The following is a 25,869-nucleotide window of genomic DNA, read 5'->3' as shown; positions in this document are numbered from 1 at the left end:
TAAAAGGCTGCAAAGATAAGGAAAAAAAAGTGTGGAATGTGTAAAAGGAAAAGCCGGCACATTTATGCCGGCTTTTCTTTATAACATTTATCTAGCCTCTTCCGCTTCTGGATGATCTTGAAGAGGAGTTATTTTCTCTTCCGCCGCCCCCATTTCCTCGGCTTTCAGATCCTCTGGAAGGCCTGCTTTGCTCAACCCTTTCAGATCTTTGAGGTTGAGGCTGAGGTCTGGTCTGTTCTTGCCTAGGTTGTTCTTGTCTAGGCTGAGGTCTTTCTTGCCTAGGTTGTTGAACCGGCTCTTGCCTAGGCTGCGCTTCTTGTCTAGGTTGCGACTGAATCCTTTCTTGTCTTGGCTGTTGAACCGGCTCCTGTCTTTGTTGCTGAGGTTGAGCTTCCTGTCTCGGTTGAGCCTGATTCTCTCTTGTGGAACGAGCAGGTCTTTGAGAAGGAGAAGTGTTTTCTTGCTGTACTCTTTCAGGACGGCTGTTTACTCTTGTGCCCTCATTTGTTCTGTTGTCAGTTGGTTGGCTACCATCTCTTGATACCCTACCATTAGTTACTCTTCCATCAACATTACTTCTATCATTGCTGCTGCGGTCAGTTCTAGGACTTGCATACCCTTCGCCACGAACCGGATTTCTTGGAGCTACATTTCCGGCATTAGTTTCTCTGCTACTTCTGCCATTTGGCCTGTAGATTTCAACTTTGTTTCCGCTAATACTACTTCTGCCGGGTCTGCTGCTTCTATCTATGTTATAAACAGGAACTGCCTGTCTGGTCGAGCGTCTGATGTCATCTGCCCTTGGGCCAGTATAATAATTACGGCTGTTTCTTGAATAAACATTATTGATGATAGTTGTATTGTGAATGATAGTTACGTTTCTACGCGAATAGTAACGTGGGAAGTTGCTATAATAGATATTTCTTTGAGGAACAAATACCCACCAAAGATCCGGAATATTGATGTTAACATTAATATTCATGCCAGGACCCATAGGAGCCCATCCATAATAGCCGCCACCGCTTCTCCAGCTTACCCATGCCGGACCCCATACGGTATCGGGAATCCATACCCATTGGCTGTAGCGGTTATAAACCCATCTTCCATAATGGAAAGGAGCCCATCCCCAGTCGTAATCAGAAACCCATGTGTTACCATATTCTGTCATAACCCATCGGCCATTCGAATAATACGGTCTGAAGTCTGCTTGTTCTACATCTGGTCGCCAAACATAGCCATATTGAGAATCCTGAATCCAAGTGCCATAAGGCGATAATTCGTCGTAAAAAGATTGCAAGGAGATATCCTCGTCTTGTGCCATAACCCGCTGTGCGGTCCCGGTTAAGAGGAGCATAAGCCCCAGCACAATAGCCGGTAATTTGATGATGTTTTTCATAGTGTGTGTGTTTAAATTTACCTAACGATCTTTATCTATCAATTTGAGTTCCAAATAATCTAAAAAGTTTAATCTGTTTAAGAAATATTACATTACGATTATGAGGTATGGCGTAATTTTATTGGTTTAAGTATTATTTAGGCCAATGTATAATCGGTTTTCCATTTAAACAAATTACGAAAAATAATTTGCAAGCGGCTATATTCAGATGGAAGATTACCCTTTGCTTATAATATTTACTTCACCAAATGCGCTTTCCAGCAAATTATTTTCTTCTTTTGTAAGCAAAACAAAATCTATGACAAAAGGCACCTTATTTCTTATTCCAGTACCTCTGGCAGAAAACGCAGCCCATAAATCTTTTACAAGCTTTCTTGTAGATACCATCAATTCCATAAATACCTACATTGTTGAAAATGAGAAAACAGCGCGTAAGTTTTTGAAGGAAGCTGGAATAAAAGTACCTCAGAGTGATCTTGTAATTCATGATTATGGTAAACATAAACGCAACGACTCCTTTGTCCCATATTTTAAGGAACTAATGACAGGGAAAGACGTTGGTTTAATGAGCGAAGCCGGGTGTCCTGGTGTTGCAGATCCGGGAGCTGATATAGTTGCAGAAGCACATAAAAGAGGTATTAAAGTAGTTCCTCTTGTTGGTCCAAGTTCTATTTTACTGGCATTAATGGCCTCTGGCTTTAACGGACAAAGTTTTACTTTCCATGGCTATTTACCAATTGATAAAGTAGAAAGAGGGAAGAAAATTAAAGAACTGGAACAATTAGCAGATAAAAATAAACAGACCCAAATTTTTATAGAGACGCCTTTCAGGAATAATCATTTATTTGAAGATGTATTAAAGAGTTGCCAACCGCCAACATTACTTAGTGTTGCCAGCAATATTACATCAGATGAAGAATACATTAAAACAATGCCAATTGCATTGTGGAGGAAAGAACGAATAGATTTGCATAAAAAGCCTACAATCTTTTTGCTGTACCGTCAGGTTTAACGATACATATTTTTGCTTTCTATAAAAGCAAGAACATTGTCGGGGGTAAAATATTGAACATTTTTGCCCTCTTTAATCCCCTTGCGAATAAAAGTAGATGAAATATCCATCTGTGGAGTTTCAGTAATAACAATTGAAGGGTGATTTTCCCATTCACCAATATCTATACCAGGTCTGGGATATACATATATTTGATAGTTCTTTAAAAGAACCTCGTAATTTTTCCATTTTTTAAGGGAAACCAAATTATCTGCTCCCATTATTAATACAAATTCTTTCCCAGGATACTTTTCCTGTAAATAAGTCAACGTATCAATGGTATAAGAAGGTTGCGGAAGGGCAAATTCGATGTCGCTAACCCTGATTTTTTCTGAGTTTTCGGTCGCTAGCTTGGCCATCTCCAATCGGTCATACATATTAGTCAGACCGTTTTTATTCTTCAGTGGGTTATGAGGCGAAACCACTAACCAAACTTCCTTTAGCCCCGTAAAGCTTGCCATATAATTAGCAATTACCAGATGTCCGGTATGTATGGGGTTAAATGAACCAAAGAATAACCCTGTTTTCATGATTTAGCTATTGATAAAATCTCCAACAAGTTTTTCAGCTTCGGCACATGCGGTATCTAATTCGTAGTTTTTTAAGATAACATCAAATTTATCTGCATAGCCAAGCTCTTTTTCAGCCTTTATAAAACGTTCCTGTAGTTTTTCGGCGCTATCAGTACCCCGGCCGCTCAAACGTTCTTTTAGCACTTGTAAAGAAGGCGGTTGAACAAAGATAGCTAAGGCATCATCTTCATACTTGCGCTTTAGGCGCAATCCACCCTCTACATCAATGTCAAATATCACATGTTTGCCATCATTCCAGATGCGTTCAATTTCAGACCTTAAAGTGCCATAAAAAGTACCGTTATAAACTTCTTCAAATTCTACAAATTCCTGATGAGCAACTTTGTGCAGAAAATCTTCTTTAGAGATAAAATAATAATCCTTGTCATTTCTCTCATCTCCACGTAACTGGCGTGTTGTTGCAGAGATAGAAAAACTTAGTGAAGGAAATTTTTTAAGTAAGTGTTTTACAATTGTTGTTTTTCCGGCTCCCGATGGTGCAGAAAATATGATAAGTTTACCTTGTTTCATTTTTGTGTTGTTGTTTTTCAGCCAATGGCTTACAAAACATTTAATAGTTGTTCCTTTATTTTTTCGAGCTCTTCCTTCATACCCACAACCAACTGCTGTATTTGCGCATCGTTAGCCTTTGCACCCATGGTATTGATCTCTCTACCTATTTCCTGAGAAATAAAACCAAGTTTTTTCCCATTTGCGTCTTTGCTTTTTAAGGTTTCAATAAAGTAATCACAATGACTTCTTAGGCGAATCTTTTCTTCGGTAATATCAAGTTTATCAATATAATAAATTAACTCTTGCTCTAAACGGTTCTGATCTACGTTTATCTTTCCCACATTATCTTCAAGAAACTGATTTAATCTGCTTCTGATCTGAGGAATTCTAAGCGGTTCCAAAACTTCAATTTCGGAAAAGAACTGAAGAATATTTTTAATCCTCAATTCAAGATCAGTCTTTAAAACAACACCCTCGGCAAGTCTGAATTGATTAAAACTTTCAAGGGCCTTAATAAACGTATTGTTTAAAATGTCCCAGTCATTTTCATTAACATCTTCGTCAGAATAACTGATTACCTCAGGGAAATTAAGAACCGCCTGTAAAAGGTTGTTAGAATTGGCCCCTAACTGGATATTGATTTCTTCAAGCTGTTTGTAATACTTGCTCAATAAGGCAGCATTAATAGTTGCACCTTTTAAGTTTTCTTCACTGCGTTCTATGTTTATAGAAACGCTTACTTTTCCACGTTCAATTTCTTTGCTGCAGATATTACGCAGCAATAACTCCTTATCCGAGAAAGCCCTGGGTAGTTTTAAATTCAGTTCCAGGAACTTACTGTTTAAAGATTTTATCTCTACTGCAAACTTTACGTTTTCGTGGTCAGTAGAGGCCAGGCCATACCCTGTCATTGATTTTATCATGTGCAAAGATATAATTTATTGCCTTTTCAAACTCATTTAACTTTTTTTAACTTAGTTCATTGGCAAACAATGGTTAAGTTTACAAAAAATATTCGTTAGATGATAAGGCCTGGTTATTTAAATATTTTAGTATTCCTATTGTTCTTTGTGACATCCATATCCTCTGTTTCAGCTCAGCAAGAGTTTGTTCTTAAGGGAGCAGTAATGGAAAAAGGAGCCTCTACACGTGTTGCAGCCGCACAAATTATAAATAAAAGAACAGGATTATCAGTTTTAAGCAGCGACTTTGGTTTGTTCCAGATCAGAGCCGTACAGGGCGATACGCTTTTAGTAATTAAAATTGAATATTCGGATGCCGAGGCTGTTGTGCCTGCGGGTAAAGACCTCATTGTTTATTTAGATAGGGGAAGAACGCTTAGAGAGGTTAACATTACGGGGCAAAGCAAAAAACAGGAATTGAACGATATAAAGAGGGATTTTAAAAATAAAGGCTCATTCTATCAGGGAAAGCCTCCACTTTTGTCATTTCTTTTTAAACCGCTTACTGCTGTTTATGAATTGTTAGGCCGGACGCCAAAAAATGCAAGAAGATTTGGACGTTATTATGAAACGGAGATGCAACAGTCTTTAATCGATGGATTCTTTAATGAAGTTATCATTCAGAACAATACCGATTTAAAAGGAGAAGCATTGGAAAAATACATGCTTGATTATAGACCAGAATACGAGAAAGCCAAAAACTGGACAGAATACGACGCGGTCAAATACATAAAAGAGTCTTATAAATCGTATACAGACACCTTAAAAAAATAAGCTAAAATTCTAAATAGAAAGGGCCTCGCAGGCTTTTTCTGCCGCAAGCTTTTCGGCATTCTTTTTATTGTAATCCCTGCCCGTACCGAAGCTTTCACCCTCAATAACTGCCTGTATTGTAAATAACTTTGTGCTTTCGCCTTCGCTATTTTGAACCATATCAAAAGATATATCTTTTCCATGACGCTGGCACCATTCAATCAATTTACTCTTGAAATTAGTTTCAGTGAGCTCCAGGGTGTGAATATCGATGTACGGTTTCACTATTCTTTTAAGTAGGAAGTCTTTGGTGAAATTATAGCCTTTATCAAGATACACGGCGCCTACAAGCGCTTCAAATGCATCTCCCAGCATAGAATGATGTTTGGTTTGGATATTTACAGCTTTTTGATCAAAAACGATCAATTGATCAAAGCCCATTTTTCTGGCAAGCTGATTAAGGTTGGCACGATTCACAATTTTTGAACGCATTTCCGTTAAAAAGCCTTCTTCTTTATAAGGATAGCTTTTAAACAGTAATTCGGCAATTACAGAGCCTAAAATAGCATCGCCTAGAAATTCTAAACGTTCATTACTACTCCTACTACCGTTTTTTAGGATTTTTGCCACAGACCTATGCCTGAACGCCATTTTATACAAAACAGTATTTCCAGGCACAAAGCCTAAAATGTTGTTCAACTTTTTTATAAAGTCTTTATCGGATGATAGATAAAGCTTATACAGGTCAAATAATGGCATTAATTATTGCAAAATTAAAGGAGGCTAACAATAGCCTCCGCAAAGTGCTTTTTATTCTTCGTATTTTTTAAAAATCACAGAAGCATTGTGACCTCCGAAGCCAAAAGTATTACTTAAAGCAGCGCGGATAGGTCTCTTTTGTGCCACATTAAATGTGAAATTTAATTTCGGATCAAACGCAGGGTCATCAGTAAAGTGATTAATAGTAGGAGGTACTATGTCATTTTTTACTGCAAGGATAGATCACCTGCAGCACCTAATAAATGTCCTGTCATAGATTTTGTAGAGCTGATGTTTAATTTATAAGCATCTTCTCCAAATAAATCAACGATAGCTTTAGTCTCAGAAATGTCTCCCAAAGGAGTTGAGGTTCCATGAACATTAATGTAATCAATATCCGCAGTAGTTAAACCAGCATCTTTAAGCGCGTTTGTCATTACCATTTTTGCGCCTAGTCCTTGCGGATGTGGAGCTGTAATATGGTTAGCATCTGCACTCATTCCACCCCCAACTAATTCGGCATAGATCTTAGCACCTCTTTTCTTAGCATGTTCCAGTTCTTCCAAAATAATGGTTCCTGCACCTTCGCCGGCAACAAAGCCATCCCGGTCTTTATCAAACGGTCTTGAAGCTGTTTGAGGATCATCATTTCTGGTCGATAAGGCATGCATTGCATTAAAACCACCAATACCTGCTTCGTTAATGATTGCCTCAGATCCACCGCTAATCACGATATCGCACATATTCAAACGAATATAATTGTACGCATCGATCATTGCATTTGTAGATGAAGCACATGCAGAAACTGTAGCAAAATTAGGCCCCCTAAGTCCATATTTTATAGAAATATGGCCAGGAACAATGTCAATTATTACTTTCGGAATAAAGAACGGATTCATGCGCGGAGTACCATCGCCTAAAAAGAAGTTCTTCATTTCATCCTGAAATGTTTTAAAGCCGCCAATGCCTGAGCCCCAAATTACGCCAACACGGTTGGTGTCGATTTGTGAAAAATCGAAATTACCATCCTTTACAGCTTCATCTGTGGCTACTAAAGCATATTGAACAAATGGATCTAGCTTGCGCGCTTCCTTTTTGTCCAAAAAATCTTCTGGATTGAAGTTTTTAAGCTCACATGCAAATTTGGTTTTGAACTTTGAGGTGTCAAAACCTGTAATGGGGCCAGCGCCACTCACCCCATTTAACAGGCCATCCCAGAATTCCGGGATTGTACTGCCAATAGGAGTGAGCGCACCCAACCCTGTAACTACTACTCTTTTTACTTCCATTTATACGGATTATACGGAGACCGTATTTTACTTAACGTTTTTTTCTAAGTAAGCAATTGCTTGACCAACTGTACCAATGGTCTCAGCCTGATCATCAGGGATTGCTACATTGAATTCTTTTTCAAACTCCATAATAAGTTCTACTGTATCTAAAGAATCCGCACCTAAATCGTTAGTGAAAGAAGCCTCTGGTGTAACTTCGCTTTCATCCACACCTAATTTTTCAACGATAATAGCCTTAACTCTTGAAGCAATATCAGACATAATGTTATAATTTAATGGTTAAATAATTCAGTGCAAAGAAAAATAAATTCTTACACATTTCAAATGTTTTTATTTCTCTATCAATTTTAATGTTTTTATTTCGAACATTAAAGTAAAATTAGTTTTATAATTTCGTAATCCCGTAAATATACTGCGTTTTGAACAAAACTTATTTAAAACTATCATTAGACCTCGATTTTGTACTAATTGCCATTACTGCATCGCTAAAGGATTATATGCTTTGTCATAAAGTAAATACTAGTCTTAATTTTAATTTTGAAAAGGTTGAGGATCACGAGGTTTACTTTAATATTGATGAAGACCCATTACCGTTTTCAAAGTATTATTTTTACGTTGAACAAGGTGAAATTGAATATTATATCCTTAACAACCGAAATGCCGAAGGGTTTTTAATTCCTGAAATGAATAAAGTAGATTTTTTTATGATTATTCATCAGTACATTGATAAAGAAGATCTTAATTTTATAATCAACGGATTGAATAAACTACCTGATATTCAGGTAGCTGCGCAGATAGATCCGCGCAAATTGAAGTCGAGGGAAAATTTGATAATGTAAATTTTATATTGTAGGTGTATTAAATACACTATATTTGAACTTACATTATCAGACAAATAACATTAATAATCAGACGAGCATGGGTTTTTTATGTGAAAAATCATCGATTTGCGCGTCAATAATAAATTTAAGTAACTAAATGAAACCATTTCATTCCAGAACAAAAATTGTGGCCACCCTGGGCCCTGCTTCAGCTAAACCGGAAGTTTTATACAGTATGTTTAACGCCGGATTAGACGTTTGCCGTTTAAATTTTTCTCACGGTTCTCAGGCAGATCATCAGGAAGTATTGGATACCATTCGTAATATCAATGAAAAATACAATTATAATGTAGGTATCCTTGCCGATTTACAAGGGCCTAAAATTAGGATTGGTATGGTTAAGGATGGTGGTATCAACTTAGTTAATGGAAACCGTACCATCATTACTACGCAAGAATGCATAGGAAATGAAGAACGGATTTACATCACTTACGATACTTTTCCAAAAGATGTAAAAGCTGGCGAAATCATCCTTTTAGATGATGGTAAGCTGCAAATGCGTGTTATCGAAACTAACCTTAAAGACGAAGTTCTTTGCGAAATAGTTCACGGTGGTATTCTTACCTCAAGAAAAGGTGTGAATTTACCTAATACAAAAGTTTCTATTCCTTCTCTTACAGTTGAAGACAGAAAAAACCTTGAGTTTGTTCTCGAAAACGATGTAGAATGGATTGGACTTTCATTTGTTCGTAATGCTGAAGACATTATTGAATTAAAAGACATCATCAAGCAAAGAGGTAAAACTGCCCGTGTAATCGCTAAAATCGAAAAACCCGAGGCAATCGCTAATATCGATGAAATCATTGCTGTTTCTGATGGTATCATGGTTGCCCGTGGTGACCTGGGAGTTGAAATGCCAATGGAAGAAGTTCCTTTGTTACAAAAAATGATTGTACAAAAGTGCAGAGCTGCTTCGAAACCGGTAATTATTGCTACCCAAATGTTGGAAAGTATGATTACTACACCTAGGCCAACCCGTGCTGAGGTTAATGATGTTGCTAACTCTGTTCTTGATGGTGCTGATGCAGTAATGCTAAGTGGCGAGACCTCAGTAGGTGAGTTTCCGCTTATCGTTATTGAGACTATGCAGAAGATCATTCAGAATATCGAAACTAATAACTATCCATTCCACCCTGAAAAGTTCCTTAAACCAAAATCTGAGAGCTTTTTAAGCGATGCAGTTTGCGATACTGCTTGTTTCCTGTCTAAGCAAACAAACGCAGTTGGTATCGTTTCTATGACCGTGAGCGGATATACTGCATTTGAAATTTCAAGCCACAGACCTAAGGCATTAACTTATATCTTTACCAGTAACAGATCTCTATTAAATACTTTGAGCCTTTTATGGGGTGTTCAAGGTTTTTATTACGATAAATTTGAAAGTACTGATGAGACCATTCAAGATGTAAACAGCCTGCTTAAGGAATACAAAATGGTTAAAAAAGGAGACGTGATTATTAACACTGCTGCTATTCCAATGGAACAGAAAGGCAAAACAAATATGTTAAAAATCACTGTTATTGATTAATATTCAGTAACAGGAAAAAAAATACTACTTTTGCAATCCTGAAAAAAGGAGAGTTGTCCGAGTGGTTGAAGGAGCACGCCTGGAAAGTGTGTATACCTCAAAAGGGTATCGAGAGTTCGAATCTCTCACTCTCCGCAAGATGCAAATGAATTTTTAAACTCATAGGGTTGTTCGATGTCGAGCAGCCCTATTTGCTTTAATTTATACCTGGTTCGGCAAATGATATCTATAAAACAAACCCAGGCTATAAATAGTCCATATTTCAATAGCCACTCCTTTCTTGCCTGATAGGTTTGTTACTTGATACAGGATCAAAAAATATTCCGTTCAATACTGCATTATCGCCCCTAACCATATTGATCCTGAATTTCACGGATTTATTGTAAGCAAACTTCAGGTAGGTTCCACCGATGGAATTTTCAACTATTTTTACCGGGGCGATTAGGTTTGATGTTGCTGCGTCGAACATCTCCACCGAAATTTTTCTGCGCTTTTTATCCCAGTCGACAAAGTAGAGCGATACCTGATGGTTTTTTACGCCTTTGATGTCAATGGTACAGGTGAAAGTGTACCCGATCTGATCAGCGTCTGCACTGTAGAGACAGGAGGCAGTTCTGGGTGTTCCGTTTCCTGCATCTGGAGCTAACGCCCGCTGGTCATTGGTCTTAGGTTCCCATACTGTATTGAGCGGTTCGCCGTTACCCTTGACTTTGTAATAAGAAACAGCGGAAACATAGCTGGGAAGCGCTCTTTTATCGACTCCAGCTCCATTATAATTGCAAAGGACATAGCCGTCTTTTCCAAAGATCTTACCCCAATTTCCGCTCGTGGTTGTATCCATACCCATGAACTTTGCAGGATATTGTTCAATAGGTTCAGGATATTTTGGTGTGTTACCTAAATAGGTTGTGACAATTTTATATGTGCCATGGCGTACACCGGTAAAGTACAAAAAATGCGTATCCTCTCTCGCAGCGGAAACGCCCGATACTGAATGATATTTCCCATCCCAGGCCAATTTGCCATTGATCGTGATGCGACTAATTTTTTTTTCAGCTTTTGGAATGCCAATTCTTCCGATGCTGCCGGCAGGGGTGGATATGACAGATAGCCCAGTTAAAATATCAAAATTTGCGCTGATATCGCCGAGTGGGGTTGGAGTTCTTCCTGAGACATCTGTCAACGTTCGGCCAAGGTGGGGTAGTATGTCAAATGTAGTAAAGCCGGGAGCAGTCGGCTTTATGCCGAGCACTTCTTCGCTAAGCCATTTTGTAACTCCTGCACCCCATGGGTGGCAAAGGCTGGTAAAACCACACTGGTTGTTGGGCACCGGACCATTGGTACTGATTACTGAGTTCCATGATGGACGGTAGTCTTCAAAAAATGTGGTGCCCCCGTATCTTAACTGACCTCCCCAAAGATCACGTATGGAACTTAAAGCCTCGTCATATTTATTCATCCTCGCAAATGCCTGGATAACAAAATATTGATTGAACGGAGAATACGAAACCCGATTTACCCTGTCAGTAAAATTTCTATTATATATCGCTTTTTTTTCTTTATCGTTCAAAAGATTGGTTGTAATGGCATCTGCTCCGGCATGGAGACCAAAGGAATGATACCATTCATGAGTTTTCTTCAATTCAAGGATTTTTTCAGTTGCATATCCACGATATTTTTCCTGAAGATCTTTGCGTCCACACGTAGCCATGGCTTCGGAAAATTCATTCCATGCGCGTATGGAAAGCATTTTGTAGGCATTTTGTGGCTCGGGAAGATTGGGGTGCTCAAATCCTGATCCCAAACGTTCATCCCAGCCGAAAAACTCCAGATTTGGATCGGTTCCGTAAACCTTGTAGGCATCATCCAGTTTTACACACACGTTGGCAATATAATTGTTCAATGTTTCGGTATCACCAGTATACCTATAATAATCTATCAGGCTCAGAACCCAGTAAAGCGCATAACTCCTGATGCCGTTACTCTGAGTAGAAGTATATTCAATATTCTTCTTGATAAAGTCGAAATTCCCGAAGGCAACCATAGAAGCTGCCTGAGCAGGATGCGCATCCCCTGTCCAGGAAAATCTATCGCCGCGATTCATTAAAATCGCGCCCAGATAATCCTTAAGTAGGTTTAGCTTTACCGTGTATGCACCCGTATACCATATGCGTGTAAGTGTTGTGTCACTACATGAGAAACGTCCCTTATAGTTAACCGGTTTGGTTTGACAAATAAGTCGTACTGAGGTAATTCTCCAGGTTTTTGAGAATGACCGGACATGTATCCAGCCAAATCTTACTCCTTCATATAATTCAGGATTCAATTCAAGCCGATAGGTATTTCCATACTTTTTTGGACGAGCAGTCTTTGTTGGGTAATTTGCTGGGTAATCAGGTGTTTCATTGTATTCACTAATGCTCATTTCTACACTCCCAATTTGGTCTGGGCTGTCAAATTCTAACCAACCGGCATTGTTCTGTCCGAAATCAAAACGAATATCGCCCTCGCCGTTTACTATGATGCTATGATTCAGTTTGAAATCGGACATATTAAAGTTCCTGGTATTAGAGACTGTCCAACTTTTTGGAGACAACTGATAAGTTTCCATACCGTCACTTGCCTTTGGATCACTCCAGGTATAGTCGATTATCGGATCCGGTGAAAAAAGGTTTGGAGTACCATTTTTTTCTGCTGTTATCGACGGGTAATCTTTGCCTTGTGCAATTGCCGAACAGTTGCTCCCTAAAAAGTTTATCAATAAAACGAATGCTATTATGGCTTTATCAGGATTATATTTCAGATAGTTTCTCCAAACAAGGTTAAATTGTTTACATATCATAAGTAAATCGATTCAATGTTTATAATTGGTTGAGCACAAAAATATAGGTCCATGACAAATCCTTACTGTTCAAAAGTTGTTATTATTTGCATTTTTTGATATTATTGTTTTTCGACATCTTCGCTTCGATAAGAATATCTGTTCCTCTAACTTGTTTGTTTCACCTGAACTTATATATATATCATGGGGCTGTTACCATTGGGGATATTATGAATGAACGTGCCCGCGAATTGTATTGGGAAGAATGGAGGAATGTTAAACTGATTCGGGTGTCGCTTTACCTGGCTCGCAGTGGCAAGCCTGATGAATGGGGCAATACCTAAGTTTGGATAACTTTGACTGGCCGATTCCTTATGCAGAAATTACCGCTAATAATAAAGGGAGACTGAGTCAGAATTTTTGTTAATTGATTTATTTGATTTCCTTGCCAATGTCAGCGTTCCACGCATCAAAATACTTTTGAGCATCTGAATGAAACGGAATTAGCGCATGATGTTCGATAATACGTTTCCTTAAGCCCCACCAGGTTATGCGTTGAATCTTTAATATGTATATGATACCAACGGCATTATGTGCTGTACTTGGATCTGGTTCATACGACAATAGTATGTGTTTGGCCATAGAGCGTTAATTTATATTTGTTTAGTATGTCTAACGAATAGACTTATCCCAATTACAAAGGTATAAAAATCTGTAATTTGTCAACACGAGAAAATTTACTCTAATGTAATATTTTAACCTCAATTTAAATAGTGCTCCTACGGTCGCAAAACTAAACTTTTATACATAAATATAACAAAGCGGCTAATGAACAACCTATAATAGGCCCGATTACTGGTATCCATGCATAATTCCAGTTATTTCCACCTTTACCTGCAACCGGAAGCACGGCGTGCATAATTCGAGGGCCAAGGTCTCTCGCCGGATTAATGGCATATCCTGTTGTACCACCAAGAGATAATCCGATAACCCAAACCAGGAAGGTTACTGGCAAGGCACCAACGGAACCTAAACCAATTGGAGATTTATCTGCACCTAATGACGCATCTGTAAAGTGAAATATCACAAAAATCAGCACAAAAGTGCCTATTATTTCACTAATCAAATTTGAAATGGTATTTGGTATAGCTGGTGCTGTACAAAAAGTAGCCTGTTTTGCTCCTTTGTCTGCGGTTCCTCTGTAAAAATCTTTAAATAAAAGCCAGACCAGAAAGGATCCCAGCATCGCGCCTATAAATTGAGCCGCAATATAGGTCGGGGCATCTGCCCAGTTAAATTTTCCTGCAATAGCCAAACCAATTGTTACAGCTGGATTAAGGTGAGCTCCGCTGTATGGGCCGGCAATAACTACGCCTACAAATACGGCAAGTGCCCAGGCTGTGGTAATTACCATCCAGCCACCATTGTTTCCTTTAGTTCCGGTTAGAACCACATTGGCAACAACACCGTTGCCCAATAAAATCATAAACATAGTGCCGAGGATTTCGGCTGAAAATGCAGACATGCTGATAAGATTTAAATATGTTACTAGTTTGGTTAATTTTCAGCGTACGCTTTTGCTGCCTTTACAGCCCTATTCCATCCTTTAATACGCTCTTCTATATTTTTCGCTTCTCCGGCTTTAAAGCTCTTATCTATTTTCCACTGACCGCTAATGTCGTCCATGTTGTTCCAGTAGCCAACAGCCAAGCCAGCCAGATATGCCGCTCCCAAGGCGGTAACCTCTGTTACCTGGGGTCTGATTACTGTTGTTTCAAGCACGTCAGCCTGAAATTGCATAAGTATGTCGTTGGCAGTTGCACCCCCATCTACTCTTAGCTCTTTAATTCTAAGTCCTGAATCTGCTTCCATAGCCTTTAACACCTCCATTGTTTGGAAAGCGATACTTTCAATGGCTGCTCTGGCAAGGTGAGATGCATTCGTGCCTCTGGTAATTCCGGTAATGGTACCTCTGGCATCCTGATTCCAATGTGGAGCCCCAAGACCTGCGAAGGCAGGAACAAGGTATACACCACCTGTGTCTGCTTCCCTTAAAGCCAGTTCTTCTACATCGGCTGATGTGGCAATTAAGCCTAGCCCATCTCTTAGCCACTGTACAACTGCTCCCCCTATAAATATGCTTCCTTCTAATGCGTATTGTACTTTTCCGTTTATTTTCCAGGCAATGGTAGTTACGAGGTTGTTTTGCGATACTATAGGTTTATCTCCAATATTCATCAACATAAAGCATCCGGTTCCATAAGTGTTTTTAACCATACCTACTTCTGTGCACATTTGACCAAAAAGAGCGGCTTGTTGGTCGCCAGCTATCCCTGCAATAGGTATTTTGGCTGCAAGTACATTGCCTGTGGTTTCTCCATAGACTTCGCTTGATGATTTTACTTCGGGAAGGATGTTGCGTGGTATATTAAAAAGATCAAGCAATTCCTGATCCCAGTCAAGGGTGTGGATGTTATAAATCATTGTCCTTGATGCGTTGGTCACATCAGTAACATGCACCCTGCCATCAGTTAGTTTCCATATCAGCCATGAATCTATGGTTCCAAAGGCGATATCTCCGGCTTCAGCTTTTTCTCTTGCTCCGGGAACATTTTCCAGTATCCATCTGATTTTTGTGGCCGAGAAATAGGCATCTATAATAAGCCCTGTTTTTTCCTGTACGCTTTTGGCCAGGCCTTGCGCTTTTAACTCATCACAGTAGGCAGACGTGCGTCTGTCTTGCCATACAATAGCGTTGTGTAGTGGTTCTCCGGTTTTTCTATCCCATAATACCGTTGTTTCTCGCTGATTAGTGATGCCTATGGCAGCGATGTCGTTAGGCGTTATACTGGCTTTTATGATCGCTTCAGTTGCTACAGCAACCTGGCTAGACCAAATTTCTGTAGCATTATGCTCTACCCATCCTGGTTGAGGATATATTTGCTTAAACTCTCTCTGTGCAATTGAAATAATGCTTCCTTCTTTATCAAAAACAATTGCCCTCGAACTTGTAGTTCCCTGATCTAAGGATAGAATATACTTGCTCATACTTTATATTTGGAATAATGTGTAATAAAACGTAAGTATAAGAAATCATTATCGAAAGTAAAAGCAAGTCGTGTGAAATTATTTTGTTTTTCTGATCTATAGTTTTGAAGAGGTGTATGTTTAATTGTTTGTATCAAATTAGATACAATTTAATAGGAAGCCAACGAATTGGAAGATAATATTTAGAGGCAAAAATTGATGTTGTAACAAGTTTTAAATGGGTGGTAGACAGTGTTTAAAGAGGATATAGTGGCGTTGTTTTTAAAATTGGCACATTTCTTTCTGATGAACATGAAAAACTACACAAAATGAAAAAATTAATTGTTTTGGCCATTGGCCTATTCGTAGCCGGTGCAGCAAATGCACAGAGCCCAATCAGATTGGGTATTAAGGGAGGCTTAAACTTACCGAACATTATTAAAGGTGACGGTAATAATGATTTTAAAACAAAAGTTAATCCTGGTTTCAATGCCGGTATTACTTTGGATATTAATCTGATTAAAGGATTGGCATTTACTCCGGAGTTACTGTATTCTACAAAAGGGTATAAAGCAGAGACTCCTTTTGGTGAATTTACGCAAACAACTCATTTTATTGATATTCCTATTTTAGCAAGTATTAACGTTGGTGGTTCAGGATTGAATTTAGTGGTTGGTCCTCAGGTATCTTTCCTTACTTCAACTAAAAACAAATTTGAAAATGGATTTGGAACTGCTGAAGAAACAATTATTGAAGATAAATCGGATAGATTTAAGAAAAGTCTGGTTGGAGGTGTAATTGGATTCAGATATGATGTAACTGATAAGGTAGACATTCATGGCCGTTATGCATTGGATTTCCAAAAGAACAACGAGAATGGATCAAAAGAAACTCCTGAATACAAGAACCAGGTGTTCTCTGTAGGATTAGGATTGAAATTCTAATTGTTTCGGTTGGATAATTAGATACTCAATTTTTACGGAAGAGCCCGACTATTAATGGTCGGGCTCTTTTGTTTATGCTAATCCCATTAGAGTGTATCAATTCCGAGACACTCACAACGCACGGGTTCATTAGGTTCTGATGAGTGTTTGGTTTTGTTTGTAAACAGCAGTAAATGAGCTGTTTGTTTATTTGTTTGCCTCCCTTTAGATGATTGGTTTTGGGGTCTTTGGCATGGTTATTACAATACACTCTGTGAATTTTAAACAGAAAATTATGAAAAAATTATTCATTATAGGACTAGGATTAACAGTAAGCAGTTTAGCTTTTAAGGCAAATGCACAGACTTCACAGTCGGCTGCTAACGACAAAATGAGCTTCGGTATTAGAGCCGGTGCCAACTTGATGAATATGGGCAAAATCCAGTGGGGTGGCCAAGATTATTCAACAGACTCAAGGGTCGGATTTCAGGCAGGTATTTATGCCGATTTACCTATGGGCGGAGGGTTTGCCTTCTTGCCAGAAGCGATGTTTATACAAAAAGGTGCTAAATTAAGTGAAAACGGGGTGGATTTTGATACCAAGGTATCTTATATAGATGTTCCTGTATTAATAGGGTATAAGGCTACTCCGGAACTAACTGTATTTGCAGGCCCTCAGGTATCATTCCTTCTTTCACAAAAATCGACAGGTGCACTCAATAATGGTATTGAGGGAGAATCGACCGATACAGAGAATTTTAGTAAGTCGCTGGCCGGTGGTGCTGTTGGTTTGGGATATAGTATCACACCAAATATCAATGTTAACGCACGATATATGATGGACTTCCAAAAGGCTCTTAAGGATGATGTAAACCAGGATAAGATTAAGAATAAAGGATTTGCATTATCATTAGGTTACACTTTTTAAGTTGGCCGGTTTTTAAAGTGTAAGTAAAAGAAATTGAGGTCTTTGCAAAAATATCAAAAATTGCATGTAACTTTAAAAAGTTATGAAAGAGATATTTCTTTCTTCTTCATACTTCAAAAAGATAACCAACGAGAGCAGGAACGAAATTAATCCCTAATTGTGTGTGAGGATAATATTCCTATTTAACCTTAAAAAGCATCCTGAATAGGGTGCTTTTTTTATAACTTTGAAATTTAAACAATCCATTGCCGTAATGAACGTTAAACATCTGCTTATTGCTACCCTCCTTTTATCTATCTCAGTATCGTCAACAAAGGCTCAAAAAAAATCTTATTTACAAACTTTAACAGAGAAGAATCACTGGGTTGATTCTGTATTCAATAAATTGAATAGACGCGAGAAAATTGCCCAAATGTTCTTTGTGAGAGCACACACCAATTTGGGGAAGGCTTATGAAGACTCTATTGCCAACGTAATTAAAAAGGAAGATGTTGGTGGCTTGGTGTTTTTTCAGGGAGGACCTGGCCGACAAGCTATTTTAACAAATCAATATCAGTCATTATCAAGGGTACCCTTATTGATTACTTCTGATGGAGAGTGGGGTCTGGGGATGCGTTTAGATAGCACTATCTCTTATCCTTACCAAATGGCCTTAGGAGCAATTCAGGATAAAGAGCTGTTATATAAAATGGGCCTGGAAGTGGCTAAAGATTATAAACGCATTGGTATGCACATGAATCTTGCACCTGATGTTGATGTAAATAATAACCCTAAAAATCCGGTTATAAACTATCGTTCTTTCGGAGAAAATAAATACAACGTAGCTACAAAGGCTGGCGAATATATGAGGGGAATGCAGGATGGGGGTCTATTGGTTAGTATTAAACATTTTCCCGGACATGGAGATACCGATGTAGATTCTCATTACGACCTTCCTCAGCTTAAGTTTTCTAAAGCACGTTTGGATAGTTTGGAGATTTATCCATTTAGAGAATTAATTCGTCAGGGTGCTGCAGGTGTTATGATTGCACACATGAATATTCCGGCACTAGACAACACACCGAATATGCCTTCAACATTATCAAAACCCATTGTTACTGGTATTTTAAAACAGGAATTGGGTTTTAAGGGACTGATTATTTCTGACGCTATGGGCATGAAAGGGGTGGTTAAATATTTTAAGGACGGAGAAGCTGATGTAATGGGTGTAATTGCAGGTAACGATATTCTGGAGCTTTCAGAAAATAGCGATAGAGCAATAAAACTAGTTCGTAAAGCGGTTAGACAAGACCGGATTAGCATGGATAGAATTAACGAAAGTGTTAAAAAGATCCTTACGGCTAAATACTGGGCGGGCTTAAATGCCCGCGATTCTATTAATGAAAGAAATGTGGTTGCTGATGTAAACAGACCGGAAAGTAAAGTGCTTTTGCAAAAGCTGGCTGATGCTTCTATGACGCTGTTAAGGGGCAAGGCAAATATTAGTCAATTGTCTAAGGATAGAAGAACGGTAATCATCAGTTTAGGTACACCTGGAGTTACAGATTTTCAACGTGATCTAGGGGCTTACTATAAAAATTCTGTATTCTATACACTGGATAGGAACGCCAATGCTACAGCTATTGCAAAGGTTTTGAGATACATTAATGTTTTTGATCAGGTAATTGTTGGCATTCATGATACTCGTATCAGGCCTGGAAACGGGATGATTTTAAGTAACGACTTGAAGATGTTTATTAAGGATATGTCGTTAAGTAATGCAATTTTTGCTTTGTTTGCCAATCCGTATAACCTATCGGCATTGCCTGGTCTTGAGAACAGCAAAGGGCTTATAGTAGCCTATCAAAAAGAGGATTTCATGCAAAAGGCGGCCGCATCTGTAATTAAGAATCAACTGATTCCTACAGGGAGACTGCCCGTTACTGTGAATGCTTTTTTTAAGTATGGAGACAAAGAGTAATTGTTAAATTACTTTGCTTTTTGTTGTTTGTAAGTTTCCGGATCAACTGCTTTTGGCGTCCAGTTTTTCAAGAAGTCGGTAACAGCTTTTACGCTATGTCCCGTTTTCTTTTTGCCATTTGCATCTTTCTCATCCGTTTCCAGGTAAGCAGAGTTTTGGGTATGCAATAATTTTCCGTTACCATCAAGTATTACAAAAACAGGAAATCCGAAACGTTGCGGGTAATTAAGGCTGGCAAGCACAGCCTCGTTTTTGTTTTCAGGACTGTAGTTTACCAAAACAACTTCGTAGTTGTCGTTAATGAATTGTTTTAATTCAGGCGTATTGTCAACCATTTTATGAAAAGCAATACACCAGCTGCACCAGTTACCACCAATTTGCAAAAACACATGTTTTCCTTCTTTTTTAGCTTTAGCTACAGCGCCATCAATATCTGCACGGGCATTGGCCTGTGGATTATAAATATGTACCGCTTCTTTTTTCTCTTGTGCAGAGCTTGCGCCTACAGTTGCTATGGCAATAAGTAGTATTAAGGCTATCCTTTTCATTGTTCAGTAATTTAATTGCAAAATTAATAGAATAGCTAACATCAATTGTAATACCAGTTTAATATTCTCTAGTTAAATAGTAGATTTTATTTGTAGCCATATTTTTCTAAATAAGTTATAGCTTTACGTAATGCCTCAACAACCTTTAAAATTGCTTAGAGCATCTGCCGGATCGGGTAAGACTTTTAGCCTAACCCTGCATTACCTTACACTTTTATTTAGCGGCCCGGGTAAATACAGGGAAATTCTTGCAGTTACCTTTACAAATAAGGCAACAGCCGAAATGAAGGAGCGGATATTGGGGGCCTTACAAGCGATAGCAAAAGGCGATCCCTCAGATTTTAAGCCGCTCTTAAAGGCTAGTTATCCTGAGCTTTCTGATGAGGATATTAAAGCAAAAGCACAGATAATTTACAGCAACATACTTCATGATTTTGGTAGGTTCTCTGTAAGCACAATTGATGGCTTTGTGCAAAAGGTAATTCGAAGCTTTGCTTTTGAACTAAATCTGGATAGTGGATATAAGCTGGAAATGAATCATGACAAAGTAAAGGAGGAGCTGGTTAAAGCACTGAACTTACAGATGGAAGCTGATCCTGAATTGCTGGAATGGGTAACGGCGCTTGCCATAGACAGGATAAGCGATGGTAAGGACTGGAATTATCAGCGTGCGTTAAAGGATCTGGCCAATGAGATTTTTAAAGAACGATACTATCCTTTTCAGGAAGCGATGTTGCTTATGGGAGAAGATAGATCGGCAGAATTTAATACTTTAAAACAAACTGTAACCTCTGGCATAAAAGCATTTAATAAAACCCTGTTTGACCAAGCTACGGACCTGAAATACATATTTGATCTTTCTGGTGTTTTGCCCGAAGAACTGGCACGTAAATCTCTTAATCCTTTGTTAAAGCTGGATAAGATATTGAATGAAGATTATAGTATTTTTCCTGCCCTGGCCAATATGGTTGATGATTTTGAGCAGTGGCCGCATACCTCATTAAAGGATACATCAGGAGTAAGGCAGTTGTATGATGACCTTAATCCAGGGTTAAAGAAAATGGTCGACTTTTATCAGGAAGGTGCCGAACAATACTCAACATGGCTGGCCATTCATAAAAACAGTTCTTACTTACGGTTGATGCAGGAAATGGCACAGCAATTAAAAAATTATAGGGCCGAAAATAAAGCACTCCTTATCAGTGATGCCCAACAGTTATTGGTTGGCATAACTGGAGCGGATGCGGAAAATCCTTCTTTTATCTGGGAAAAAACGGGAAATAGGTATAAGCATTTTTTATTCGATGAATTCCAGGATACCAGCACCATGCAGTGGCTTAATTTTTTGCCACTTATTAGAAATGCGCTATCAGAATTTGAAGGGAATACTACCGARCACCTCATTGTAGGTGATGTAAAGCAGTCAATATATAGATGGCGTAGTGGCGACTGGCGCATTTTGCATAGTAATGTAAGACATGATGTGCAGGCGCATAATGTTGTAGAGGAAAACCTGGAGTTTAACAGGAGAAGTACAGCTAATGTGATTGCATTTAACAATTTTCTGTACAGCCATTTGCCATCTATTTTGCAAAGACAACTCAATGGAATCCTGGCAGAGACGCAGAGAGAAGATCTTTTAAGTTATTGGAATCAGGAGTATAACCAAATTATTGATAGCGCTTATGAAGGAAGCTTTCAAAACGTTACTCCTCAAACGCTAACGGGGGGTAAAATCGAGATGCAATTTCTGAACAAGGAAGATGATTCAGAGTCAGAGGATGAAAGTCCCGTTGCGGCTATTCATTCCGTTAACAAAATCATTGAACTGCTATCGGTTCATGGGTTTTTTATGAAAGATATTTGTGTGTTGGTAAAGACTAATAGAGAGGCAGAAATAATGATTTCAGCCTTATTGGATAGACAAGACGATTTATCGGCCGCTGCGGGCAAAACGTTTCAGGTTATTTCCGGAGATGCTTTAAAGATATCGTCTAACCTTGCCGTCCAGTTGCTGATCAATATATTTAGAATGTTGGTGGCAAGAGAGGATGAACAGGCTATTTATCGGGCTACATGCGCAAGGTTGTATAGCCAGATTAACAACCCGGAAGGGATGGATGAGAAAGTAGCGCTAACTGCTCAGGATTGGATGGATATTGCTAGTCAGCCTATTCAAAATCTTACCTCTTATTTTCCTGAGGACTTCTGCAACGGTTTTGAGAATTTCAGGCAGTTGCCTATGACCAGCTTAATGGAAAGAATGGTGCAGTTTTTTGGATTGGGGACGGGCCGGAATGAAAATCATATTCCTTTTATTATGGCGCTTAGAGATCAGATAGGTGTTTTTGCCGGAGGAGGTGATCAGGGTCTGGGTAGGTTCCTGGAATGGTGGGATGAAGAAGGCTTAAATAAAGCTTTGCCTAACGCTGATGATCAGGATGCGGTGCAAATCATGACCATTCATAAATCGAAAGGATTAGAGTTTAAGGCGGTAATTATTCCATTTTTAAACTGGAAATTAAATATCCCAAGTGGATTTATTAAGAAAATACTATGGGTAAATGCCGGACAGGCAGGGTTTGAAAACTTTAGTACTTTACCAGTGGATTATAGCAGTAAACTTGCGTCTACAGCGTTTGCACGTGAGTACTTTGAAGAAATGCTGCTAAACTATATGGATGCCCTAAATACATTATATGTAGCAACCACCAGGGCAAGAGAATATTTATATCTGCAGTTAAAAAAGCATCTGAAATTAATGAAAGCGCCATAAAGGTTTCTAATTATTATGTGAATGAGCGCCTGACTTCTAAGTTTAATTACCAAAAGAATAATGATGATGGTTGGTTTAATGCCCGCCAACGAAAAGGAGTAGTGTTACATGGTATTCTGGAAACCATTACAGATTTAAAAGATCTTGATAAATTGATCTCGGTGAAAATGCAGGAAGGTCTGATCAGGCGCAGTGAGCGTGATGAAGTAAAGCAAGCAGTTATAGATGTGATCAATCAACAGGAAATAGCAGAGTGGTTTAAGAATTCTAAAAGCATAATTAGTGAAAGAGATATGATTTTGGAGGGGGGAGAAGTGAAACGTCCGGATAAGCTTTTTGTAATGGAGGATAAGGCTGTGTTGCTCGATTTTAAATTTGGTGCCCCTCATAATAAATACATAGACGATGGATGTAGCCATTGTTTTTAACAATAAAAGACCTCAGCTATACTTAAAGAAATACCTTGCAGAAGTGAGCGGTAAGCCAATTTGGAGCCCACAGATGTATACTATTCAGGAATTTCTTTCACGAGGCACGGTACTTGTTCCTGCAGGTCAGCTTAAACAATTCTTTGTTTTATATACCTGTTATAATGAACTATTAAAAGGAGAGGGCAAAGAAGATGTTTCGCCGGATGAGTTTTATCCGCTGGCAGAAATTATTCTTGGCGATTTTAGTCAGGTAGATTATTATCTGGCCAATGCTAAAGAGATATTTGGGTTAATTGAAGATATAGCCGAACTGCAACTGCAATTCCCAAACTTTGATGAGGAGCAATTACAGTTTATGCGAACATTCTGGGGCTCTTTTTCTGCAAAAAAGCAGAACCAAATGCAAGAAAGGTTTATAGAGCTATGGCAAAGAATGCCCTTGCTTTATGTTAATTTTCACTCAAGATTAGCTAAGGAAAATCTGGTTACCAATGCCAGGATGTACCGTAACCTTGCAGAAGGTAAGAACTCAGATCCCGAATTTTTAAAAGCATTTAAACATACTGTATTTGTTGGTTTCAACGCTTTGTCAAAAGCGGAAGAGCAGTTTTTTAAGCAGTGGCAGGAAAAAGGATGGTGTTCTTTCTATTTTGATGTAGACGCGCATTATTTTTCAAATCCATTGCAGGAAGCCGGACATTTTATCAGAAGAAATATACATACTGTTGGACTGGTTAACCAGTTTAAAGTAGCGCTGGCAAGACTGAACGATGCGGCAAAGGAATTTGTTGTTGTGCAGGCACTGGGTAATGTTGCTCAGGGCAAGTTACTTTCGGAGCTTTTATCAGAAAATGGGGCTAAAAGTGCAGGTGGAAAAGCAATTATTCTTGCCGATGAAAAGTTGCTAATCCCGGCTTTGCAAACTATTGACGACGATAGTGTGAATGTTACTATGGGCTATCCTTTTGAGCAATCGGCCTTATATGGCTTATGTGATCTTTGGCTCAGTATCCAGGAAGCCCTGTTGTCTGATGCAGAGGTTAACTATAAGCATGTTTTATCTTTCCTTTTTAATCCGTTGATTCCTATTGACCCGGATCTACGCAATGAGTTGCATAATAAAGTTGTTGATGAGAAAAAGGCATCTTTTGATAGAGCAGAACTCTTGCGGATGGGCAAGATCGCAACCATCACCTTCAACACTTTTGTCGATTCCTTTACAACGATAAGGCATCTTGCAAGTGTATTATTATACGTTTCAGAAGAAAGCAAGCTGCAAAGAATGGACAGCTTATTGTGTACCGAAGCAGTAAAAGCACTTAATGCACTTACAGATAGTTTTGAAGAGCTAAAAGCAGAGGGAGTAAAGGATTTGAATCCGAGGTTTGTTTTTAAGCTTATCAGAAAAGCACTTCAAGGATTAACCGTGCCCTTTGAAGGAGAACCTTTGGCCGGTTTGCAGGTAATGGGACTTTTGGAAAGCAGGAACCTGGACTTTGATGAACTTATCGTTTTAGGTGTAAATGAAGGTATCCTTCCTAAAATCAATAATAACCCCTCATTTATTCCTGATAATATTAGACGTGCTTTTGGTTTGCCTATACTTGAACATCAGAATGCAATTTCGGCTTACCTGTTTTATAGGTTACTGCATGTTGCCAAAAAAATTACACTGGTTTATAATGGTGTTACAGACGAGAAAAGTACAGGAGAGGAAAGCCGATTTGTAAAACAGCTGGAGTTCGAAACCAATTGTACGTTTTCGCATAGGGTGCAGCAGAACCAATCAATTGAGAATCCCAGAAACCTGAAAATTGTTGTAGAAAAAAAGGGAGATGTATTAAAAGGACTGGAGAAATATTTCAAAAGAAATTCTACCCCCAAATACGACAAGAAAATATCTGCTACTGCGTTTACAGATTATAATACCTGCTCTCTAAGGTTTTTCTATAAAAATATTGCCGGGTTAAAGGAGCCTAAAGATTTACCGGATAGAATAGAAGCCAATTTAATTGGAAGTGCACTACATACGGTAATGGAAGTTTTTTATGAGCCTAGTGTAGGAGCTGAGATAACCGCCGATTTTATTAAGGAAAGGGAAAAGAAGCTGTCAGATATTTGTGAATTTGCCCTGGCTAAAGAACTTAAGCTTAATGCGGCCAAAGCGGGAACGCAAACTCCGGCTTTGCAACAAATTGTGTTACAGGTATTAGAGCAGTATGCGCTTAAAATTTTAAGAAATGATGAAAAGCTTACGCCTTTTAAAATAGAGGAACTTGAAAATAAAAGCGATTATGTGATGCTTTATCCAATTGATACAGAAGGAAAGAATCGTAATATCTGGCTGTACGGTATCATTGACCGCGTTGATGTAAAAGATGGAAAGATCAGGATCGTTGATTATAAAACAGGCAAAGATCAGCTTAAGTACAAAGATTTTCCTTCTCTTTTCGAGGATCAGGCAAAAGATCATAACAAAGCTCTTATACAAACATTATTCTACACGTATGTGTATGAGCAGGTTAAAGGTAGGCAATATGTAGAGCCTCATCTTTATACCGTTAGAGATTTTAAAGAGGGTACTTTATTTAAAGAAAAGCAAAAAGGGGGATTGGTATTGCAGGATCAGAGCCTTGAAGCGTTTAAATCTATGTTTGCTGATAAATTAAATGAAAAGCTGAATGAACTGTTTGATGAAAACATTCCGTTTCTGCAAACTGAGAATAAAGAAAACTGCTCGTATTGCCC

At 38.6% G+C, this 25,869-nt stretch carries 22 protein-coding genes, 1 tRNA gene and 1 pseudogene; 12 read left to right on the top strand and 12 right to left on the bottom strand.

Features of this window, described 5'->3' with window-relative positions:
• Positions 1–91: 91 nt before the first annotated feature.
• The gene (locus AC1DDX_RS08465; RefSeq protein ID WP_288883833.1) at positions 92–1,396 is read right to left on the bottom strand and encodes a DUF6600 domain-containing protein; all 1,305 of its coding nucleotides are present in this window, start codon (positions 1,394–1,396) and stop codon (positions 92–94) included.
• A 298-nt stretch (positions 1,397–1,694) separates the two neighbouring features.
• On the opposite strand from AC1DDX_RS08465, the gene AC1DDX_RS08460 reads away from it, so the two are divergent.
• Positions 1,695–2,408 carry an SAM-dependent methyltransferase gene (locus tag AC1DDX_RS08460; RefSeq protein WP_337717038.1) on the top strand — a complete coding sequence of 238 codons (714 nt, stop codon included), beginning with the start codon at positions 1,695–1,697 and terminating at the stop codon, positions 2,406–2,408.
• On the opposite strand, the gene nadD is transcribed toward AC1DDX_RS08460, so the two are convergent.
• The 3 genes from nadD to AC1DDX_RS08445 are packed head-to-tail and all read right to left on the bottom strand — an operon-like array spanning position 2,405 to position 4,443.
• Positions 2,405–2,977, bottom strand: a complete 573-nt coding sequence (gene nadD, locus AC1DDX_RS08455; RefSeq protein WP_172662247.1) for a nicotinate (nicotinamide) nucleotide adenylyltransferase — start codon at positions 2,975–2,977, stop codon at positions 2,405–2,407. The genes AC1DDX_RS08460 and nadD overlap by 4 nt on opposite strands.
• Before the next feature lie 3 nt (positions 2,978–2,980).
• Positions 2,981–3,550: a guanylate kinase gene (gmk, locus tag AC1DDX_RS08450; protein WP_172662246.1), complete on the bottom strand. Its 570-nt coding sequence runs from the start codon at positions 3,548–3,550 to the stop codon at positions 2,981–2,983.
• Positions 3,551–3,579: 29 nt separating this feature from the next.
• Positions 3,580–4,443, bottom strand: coding sequence for a YicC/YloC family endoribonuclease (locus tag AC1DDX_RS08445; RefSeq protein ID WP_172662430.1), 864 nt, complete (start codon positions 4,441–4,443; stop codon positions 3,580–3,582).
• Positions 4,444–4,602: 159 nt separating this feature from the next.
• Between AC1DDX_RS08445 and AC1DDX_RS08440 the strand changes: the two genes are divergently transcribed.
• Positions 4,603–5,268, top strand: coding sequence for a hypothetical protein (locus tag AC1DDX_RS08440; RefSeq protein ID WP_246269683.1), 666 nt, complete (start codon positions 4,603–4,605; stop codon positions 5,266–5,268).
• 9 nt (positions 5,269–5,277) lie between these two features.
• On the opposite strand, the gene rnc is transcribed toward AC1DDX_RS08440, so the two are convergent.
• From rnc to AC1DDX_RS08425, 3 genes and pseudogenes are all read right to left on the bottom strand, one after another.
• The gene (gene rnc, locus AC1DDX_RS08435; RefSeq protein ID WP_172662244.1) at positions 5,278–6,006 is read right to left on the bottom strand and encodes a ribonuclease III; all 729 of its coding nucleotides are present in this window, start codon (positions 6,004–6,006) and stop codon (positions 5,278–5,280) included.
• Between the two features lie 51 nt (positions 6,007–6,057).
• Positions 6,058–7,295 (bottom strand): annotated as a pseudogene (gene fabF, locus AC1DDX_RS08430) (beta-ketoacyl-ACP synthase II).
• A gap of 27 nt (positions 7,296–7,322) precedes the next feature.
• Entirely contained in the window at positions 7,323–7,559 is a 237-nt protein-coding gene (locus AC1DDX_RS08425; RefSeq protein WP_008508386.1) for an acyl carrier protein, read from the bottom strand.
• A gap of 158 nt (positions 7,560–7,717) precedes the next feature.
• Here AC1DDX_RS08425 and AC1DDX_RS08420 point away from each other — a divergent pair, with 158 nt between their 5' ends.
• From AC1DDX_RS08420 to AC1DDX_RS08410, 3 genes are all read left to right on the top strand, one after another.
• On the top strand, positions 7,718–8,137 hold the full coding sequence (locus tag AC1DDX_RS08420) for an IPExxxVDY family protein (protein WP_048908234.1): 420 nt from the start codon (positions 7,718–7,720) through the stop codon (positions 8,135–8,137).
• Between the two features lie 139 nt (positions 8,138–8,276).
• Positions 8,277–9,707: a pyruvate kinase gene (gene pyk / locus AC1DDX_RS08415; protein ID WP_172662243.1), complete on the top strand. Its 1,431-nt coding sequence runs from the start codon at positions 8,277–8,279 to the stop codon at positions 9,705–9,707.
• Between the two features lie 47 nt (positions 9,708–9,754).
• A tRNA-Ser gene (locus tag AC1DDX_RS08410) sits at positions 9,755–9,842 on the top strand.
• A gap of 127 nt (positions 9,843–9,969) precedes the next feature.
• Here AC1DDX_RS08410 and AC1DDX_RS08405 read toward each other — a convergent pair.
• On the bottom strand, positions 9,970–12,549 hold the full coding sequence (locus tag AC1DDX_RS08405) for a hypothetical protein (protein WP_288883826.1): 2,580 nt from the start codon (positions 12,547–12,549) through the stop codon (positions 9,970–9,972).
• Positions 12,550–12,704: 155 nt separating this feature from the next.
• On the opposite strand from AC1DDX_RS08405, the gene AC1DDX_RS08400 reads away from it, so the two are divergent.
• Complete coding sequence (locus tag AC1DDX_RS08400) at positions 12,705–12,872, top strand: hypothetical protein (RefSeq protein ID WP_477621950.1); 168 nt, start codon at positions 12,705–12,707, stop codon at positions 12,870–12,872.
• 88 nt (positions 12,873–12,960) lie between these two features.
• Here the strand turns inward: AC1DDX_RS08400 and AC1DDX_RS08395 are convergent, their stop codons facing one another.
• The 3 genes from AC1DDX_RS08395 to glpK form a co-directional block, all read right to left on the bottom strand.
• Positions 12,961–13,170, bottom strand: a complete 210-nt coding sequence (locus AC1DDX_RS08395) for a hypothetical protein (RefSeq protein WP_172662241.1) — start codon at positions 13,168–13,170, stop codon at positions 12,961–12,963.
• Between the two features lie 151 nt (positions 13,171–13,321).
• Positions 13,322–14,053 carry an MIP/aquaporin family protein gene (locus AC1DDX_RS08390; protein ID WP_172662240.1) on the bottom strand — a complete coding sequence of 244 codons (732 nt, stop codon included), beginning with the start codon at positions 14,051–14,053 and terminating at the stop codon, positions 13,322–13,324.
• A gap of 32 nt (positions 14,054–14,085) precedes the next feature.
• Positions 14,086–15,576, bottom strand: coding sequence for a glycerol kinase GlpK (gene glpK / locus AC1DDX_RS08385; RefSeq protein WP_172662239.1), 1,491 nt, complete (start codon positions 15,574–15,576; stop codon positions 14,086–14,088).
• Positions 15,577–15,884: 308 nt separating this feature from the next.
• Here glpK and AC1DDX_RS08380 point away from each other — a divergent pair, with 308 nt between their 5' ends.
• The 3 genes from AC1DDX_RS08380 to AC1DDX_RS08370 all read left to right on the top strand — a co-directional run bounded on the left by AC1DDX_RS08380 (position 15,885) and on the right by AC1DDX_RS08370 (position 19,366).
• Positions 15,885–16,499 (top strand): porin family protein, encoded by a 615-nt coding sequence (locus tag AC1DDX_RS08380; protein ID WP_172662238.1) that lies wholly within the window; start codon positions 15,885–15,887, stop codon positions 16,497–16,499.
• 274 nt (positions 16,500–16,773) lie between these two features.
• Positions 16,774–17,406 carry a porin family protein gene (locus AC1DDX_RS08375; RefSeq protein ID WP_172662237.1) on the top strand — a complete coding sequence of 211 codons (633 nt, stop codon included), beginning with the start codon at positions 16,774–16,776 and terminating at the stop codon, positions 17,404–17,406.
• Between the two features lie 253 nt (positions 17,407–17,659).
• Positions 17,660–19,366, top strand: a complete 1,707-nt coding sequence (locus AC1DDX_RS08370) for a glycoside hydrolase family 3 protein (protein ID WP_288884306.1) — start codon at positions 17,660–17,662, stop codon at positions 19,364–19,366.
• Between the two features lie 8 nt (positions 19,367–19,374).
• On the opposite strand, the gene AC1DDX_RS08365 is transcribed toward AC1DDX_RS08370, so the two are convergent.
• Positions 19,375–19,914: a thioredoxin family protein gene (locus tag AC1DDX_RS08365; protein WP_172662235.1), complete on the bottom strand. Its 540-nt coding sequence runs from the start codon at positions 19,912–19,914 to the stop codon at positions 19,375–19,377.
• Between the two features lie 130 nt (positions 19,915–20,044).
• Between AC1DDX_RS08365 and AC1DDX_RS08360 the strand changes: the two genes are divergently transcribed.
• The 3 genes from AC1DDX_RS08360 to AC1DDX_RS08350 all read left to right on the top strand — a co-directional run.
• Entirely contained in the window at positions 20,045–22,690 is a 2,646-nt protein-coding gene (locus AC1DDX_RS08360) for a UvrD-helicase domain-containing protein (protein WP_477621949.1), read from the top strand.
• Positions 22,691–22,707: 17 nt separating this feature from the next.
• Positions 22,708–23,118 (top strand): hypothetical protein, encoded by a 411-nt coding sequence (locus AC1DDX_RS08355; RefSeq protein WP_477621948.1) that lies wholly within the window; start codon positions 22,708–22,710, stop codon positions 23,116–23,118.
• A partial coding sequence (locus AC1DDX_RS08350; protein WP_477621947.1) for a PD-(D/E)XK nuclease family protein occupies positions 23,096–25,869 on the top strand: 2,774 nt, incomplete at its 3' end. The genes AC1DDX_RS08355 and AC1DDX_RS08350, both read left to right, overlap by 23 nt.

Source organism: Pedobacter sp. 10L46_2 (assembly GCF_056395165.1).
Note: the sequence above shows the minus strand (reverse complement) of the source record. Positions and strands in the feature narration are given on the sequence as shown.

What these genes read in the sequence shown, in the direction of transcription:
- AC1DDX_RS08465 (WP_288883833.1), bottom strand. Translation starts at nt 1,396, where the DNA reads ATGAAAAACATCATCAAATTACCGGCTATTGTGCTGGGGCTTATGCTC.
- AC1DDX_RS08460 (WP_337717038.1), top strand. Translation starts at nt 1,695, where the DNA reads ATGACAAAAGGCACCTTATTTCTTATTCCAGTACCTCTGGCAGAAAAC.
- nadD (WP_172662247.1), bottom strand. Translation starts at nt 2,977, where the DNA reads ATGAAAACAGGGTTATTCTTTGGTTCATTTAACCCCATACATACCGGA.
- gmk (WP_172662246.1), bottom strand. Translation starts at nt 3,550, where the DNA reads ATGAAACAAGGTAAACTTATCATATTTTCTGCACCATCGGGAGCCGGA.
- AC1DDX_RS08445 (WP_172662430.1), bottom strand. Translation starts at nt 4,443, where the DNA reads ATGACAGGGTATGGCCTGGCCTCTACTGACCACGAAAACGTAAAGTTT.
- rnc (WP_172662244.1), bottom strand. Translation starts at nt 6,006, where the DNA reads ATGCCATTATTTGACCTGTATAAGCTTTATCTATCATCCGATAAAGAC.
- AC1DDX_RS08425 (WP_008508386.1), bottom strand. Translation starts at nt 7,559, where the DNA reads ATGTCTGATATTGCTTCAAGAGTTAAGGCTATTATCGTTGAAAAATTA.
- pyk (WP_172662243.1), top strand. Translation starts at nt 8,277, where the DNA reads ATGAAACCATTTCATTCCAGAACAAAAATTGTGGCCACCCTGGGCCCT.
- AC1DDX_RS08405 (WP_288883826.1), bottom strand. Translation starts at nt 12,549, where the DNA reads ATGATATGTAAACAATTTAACCTTGTTTGGAGAAACTATCTGAAATAT.
- AC1DDX_RS08395 (WP_172662241.1), bottom strand. Translation starts at nt 13,170, where the DNA reads ATGGCCAAACACATACTATTGTCGTATGAACCAGATCCAAGTACAGCA.
- AC1DDX_RS08390 (WP_172662240.1), bottom strand. Translation starts at nt 14,053, where the DNA reads ATGTCTGCATTTTCAGCCGAAATCCTCGGCACTATGTTTATGATTTTA.
- glpK (WP_172662239.1), bottom strand. Translation starts at nt 15,576, where the DNA reads ATGAGCAAGTATATTCTATCCTTAGATCAGGGAACTACAAGTTCGAGG.
- AC1DDX_RS08380 (WP_172662238.1), top strand. Translation starts at nt 15,885, where the DNA reads ATGAAAAAATTAATTGTTTTGGCCATTGGCCTATTCGTAGCCGGTGCA.
- AC1DDX_RS08375 (WP_172662237.1), top strand. Translation starts at nt 16,774, where the DNA reads ATGAAAAAATTATTCATTATAGGACTAGGATTAACAGTAAGCAGTTTA.
- AC1DDX_RS08370 (WP_288884306.1), top strand. Translation starts at nt 17,660, where the DNA reads ATGAACGTTAAACATCTGCTTATTGCTACCCTCCTTTTATCTATCTCA.
- AC1DDX_RS08365 (WP_172662235.1), bottom strand. Translation starts at nt 19,914, where the DNA reads ATGAAAAGGATAGCCTTAATACTACTTATTGCCATAGCAACTGTAGGC.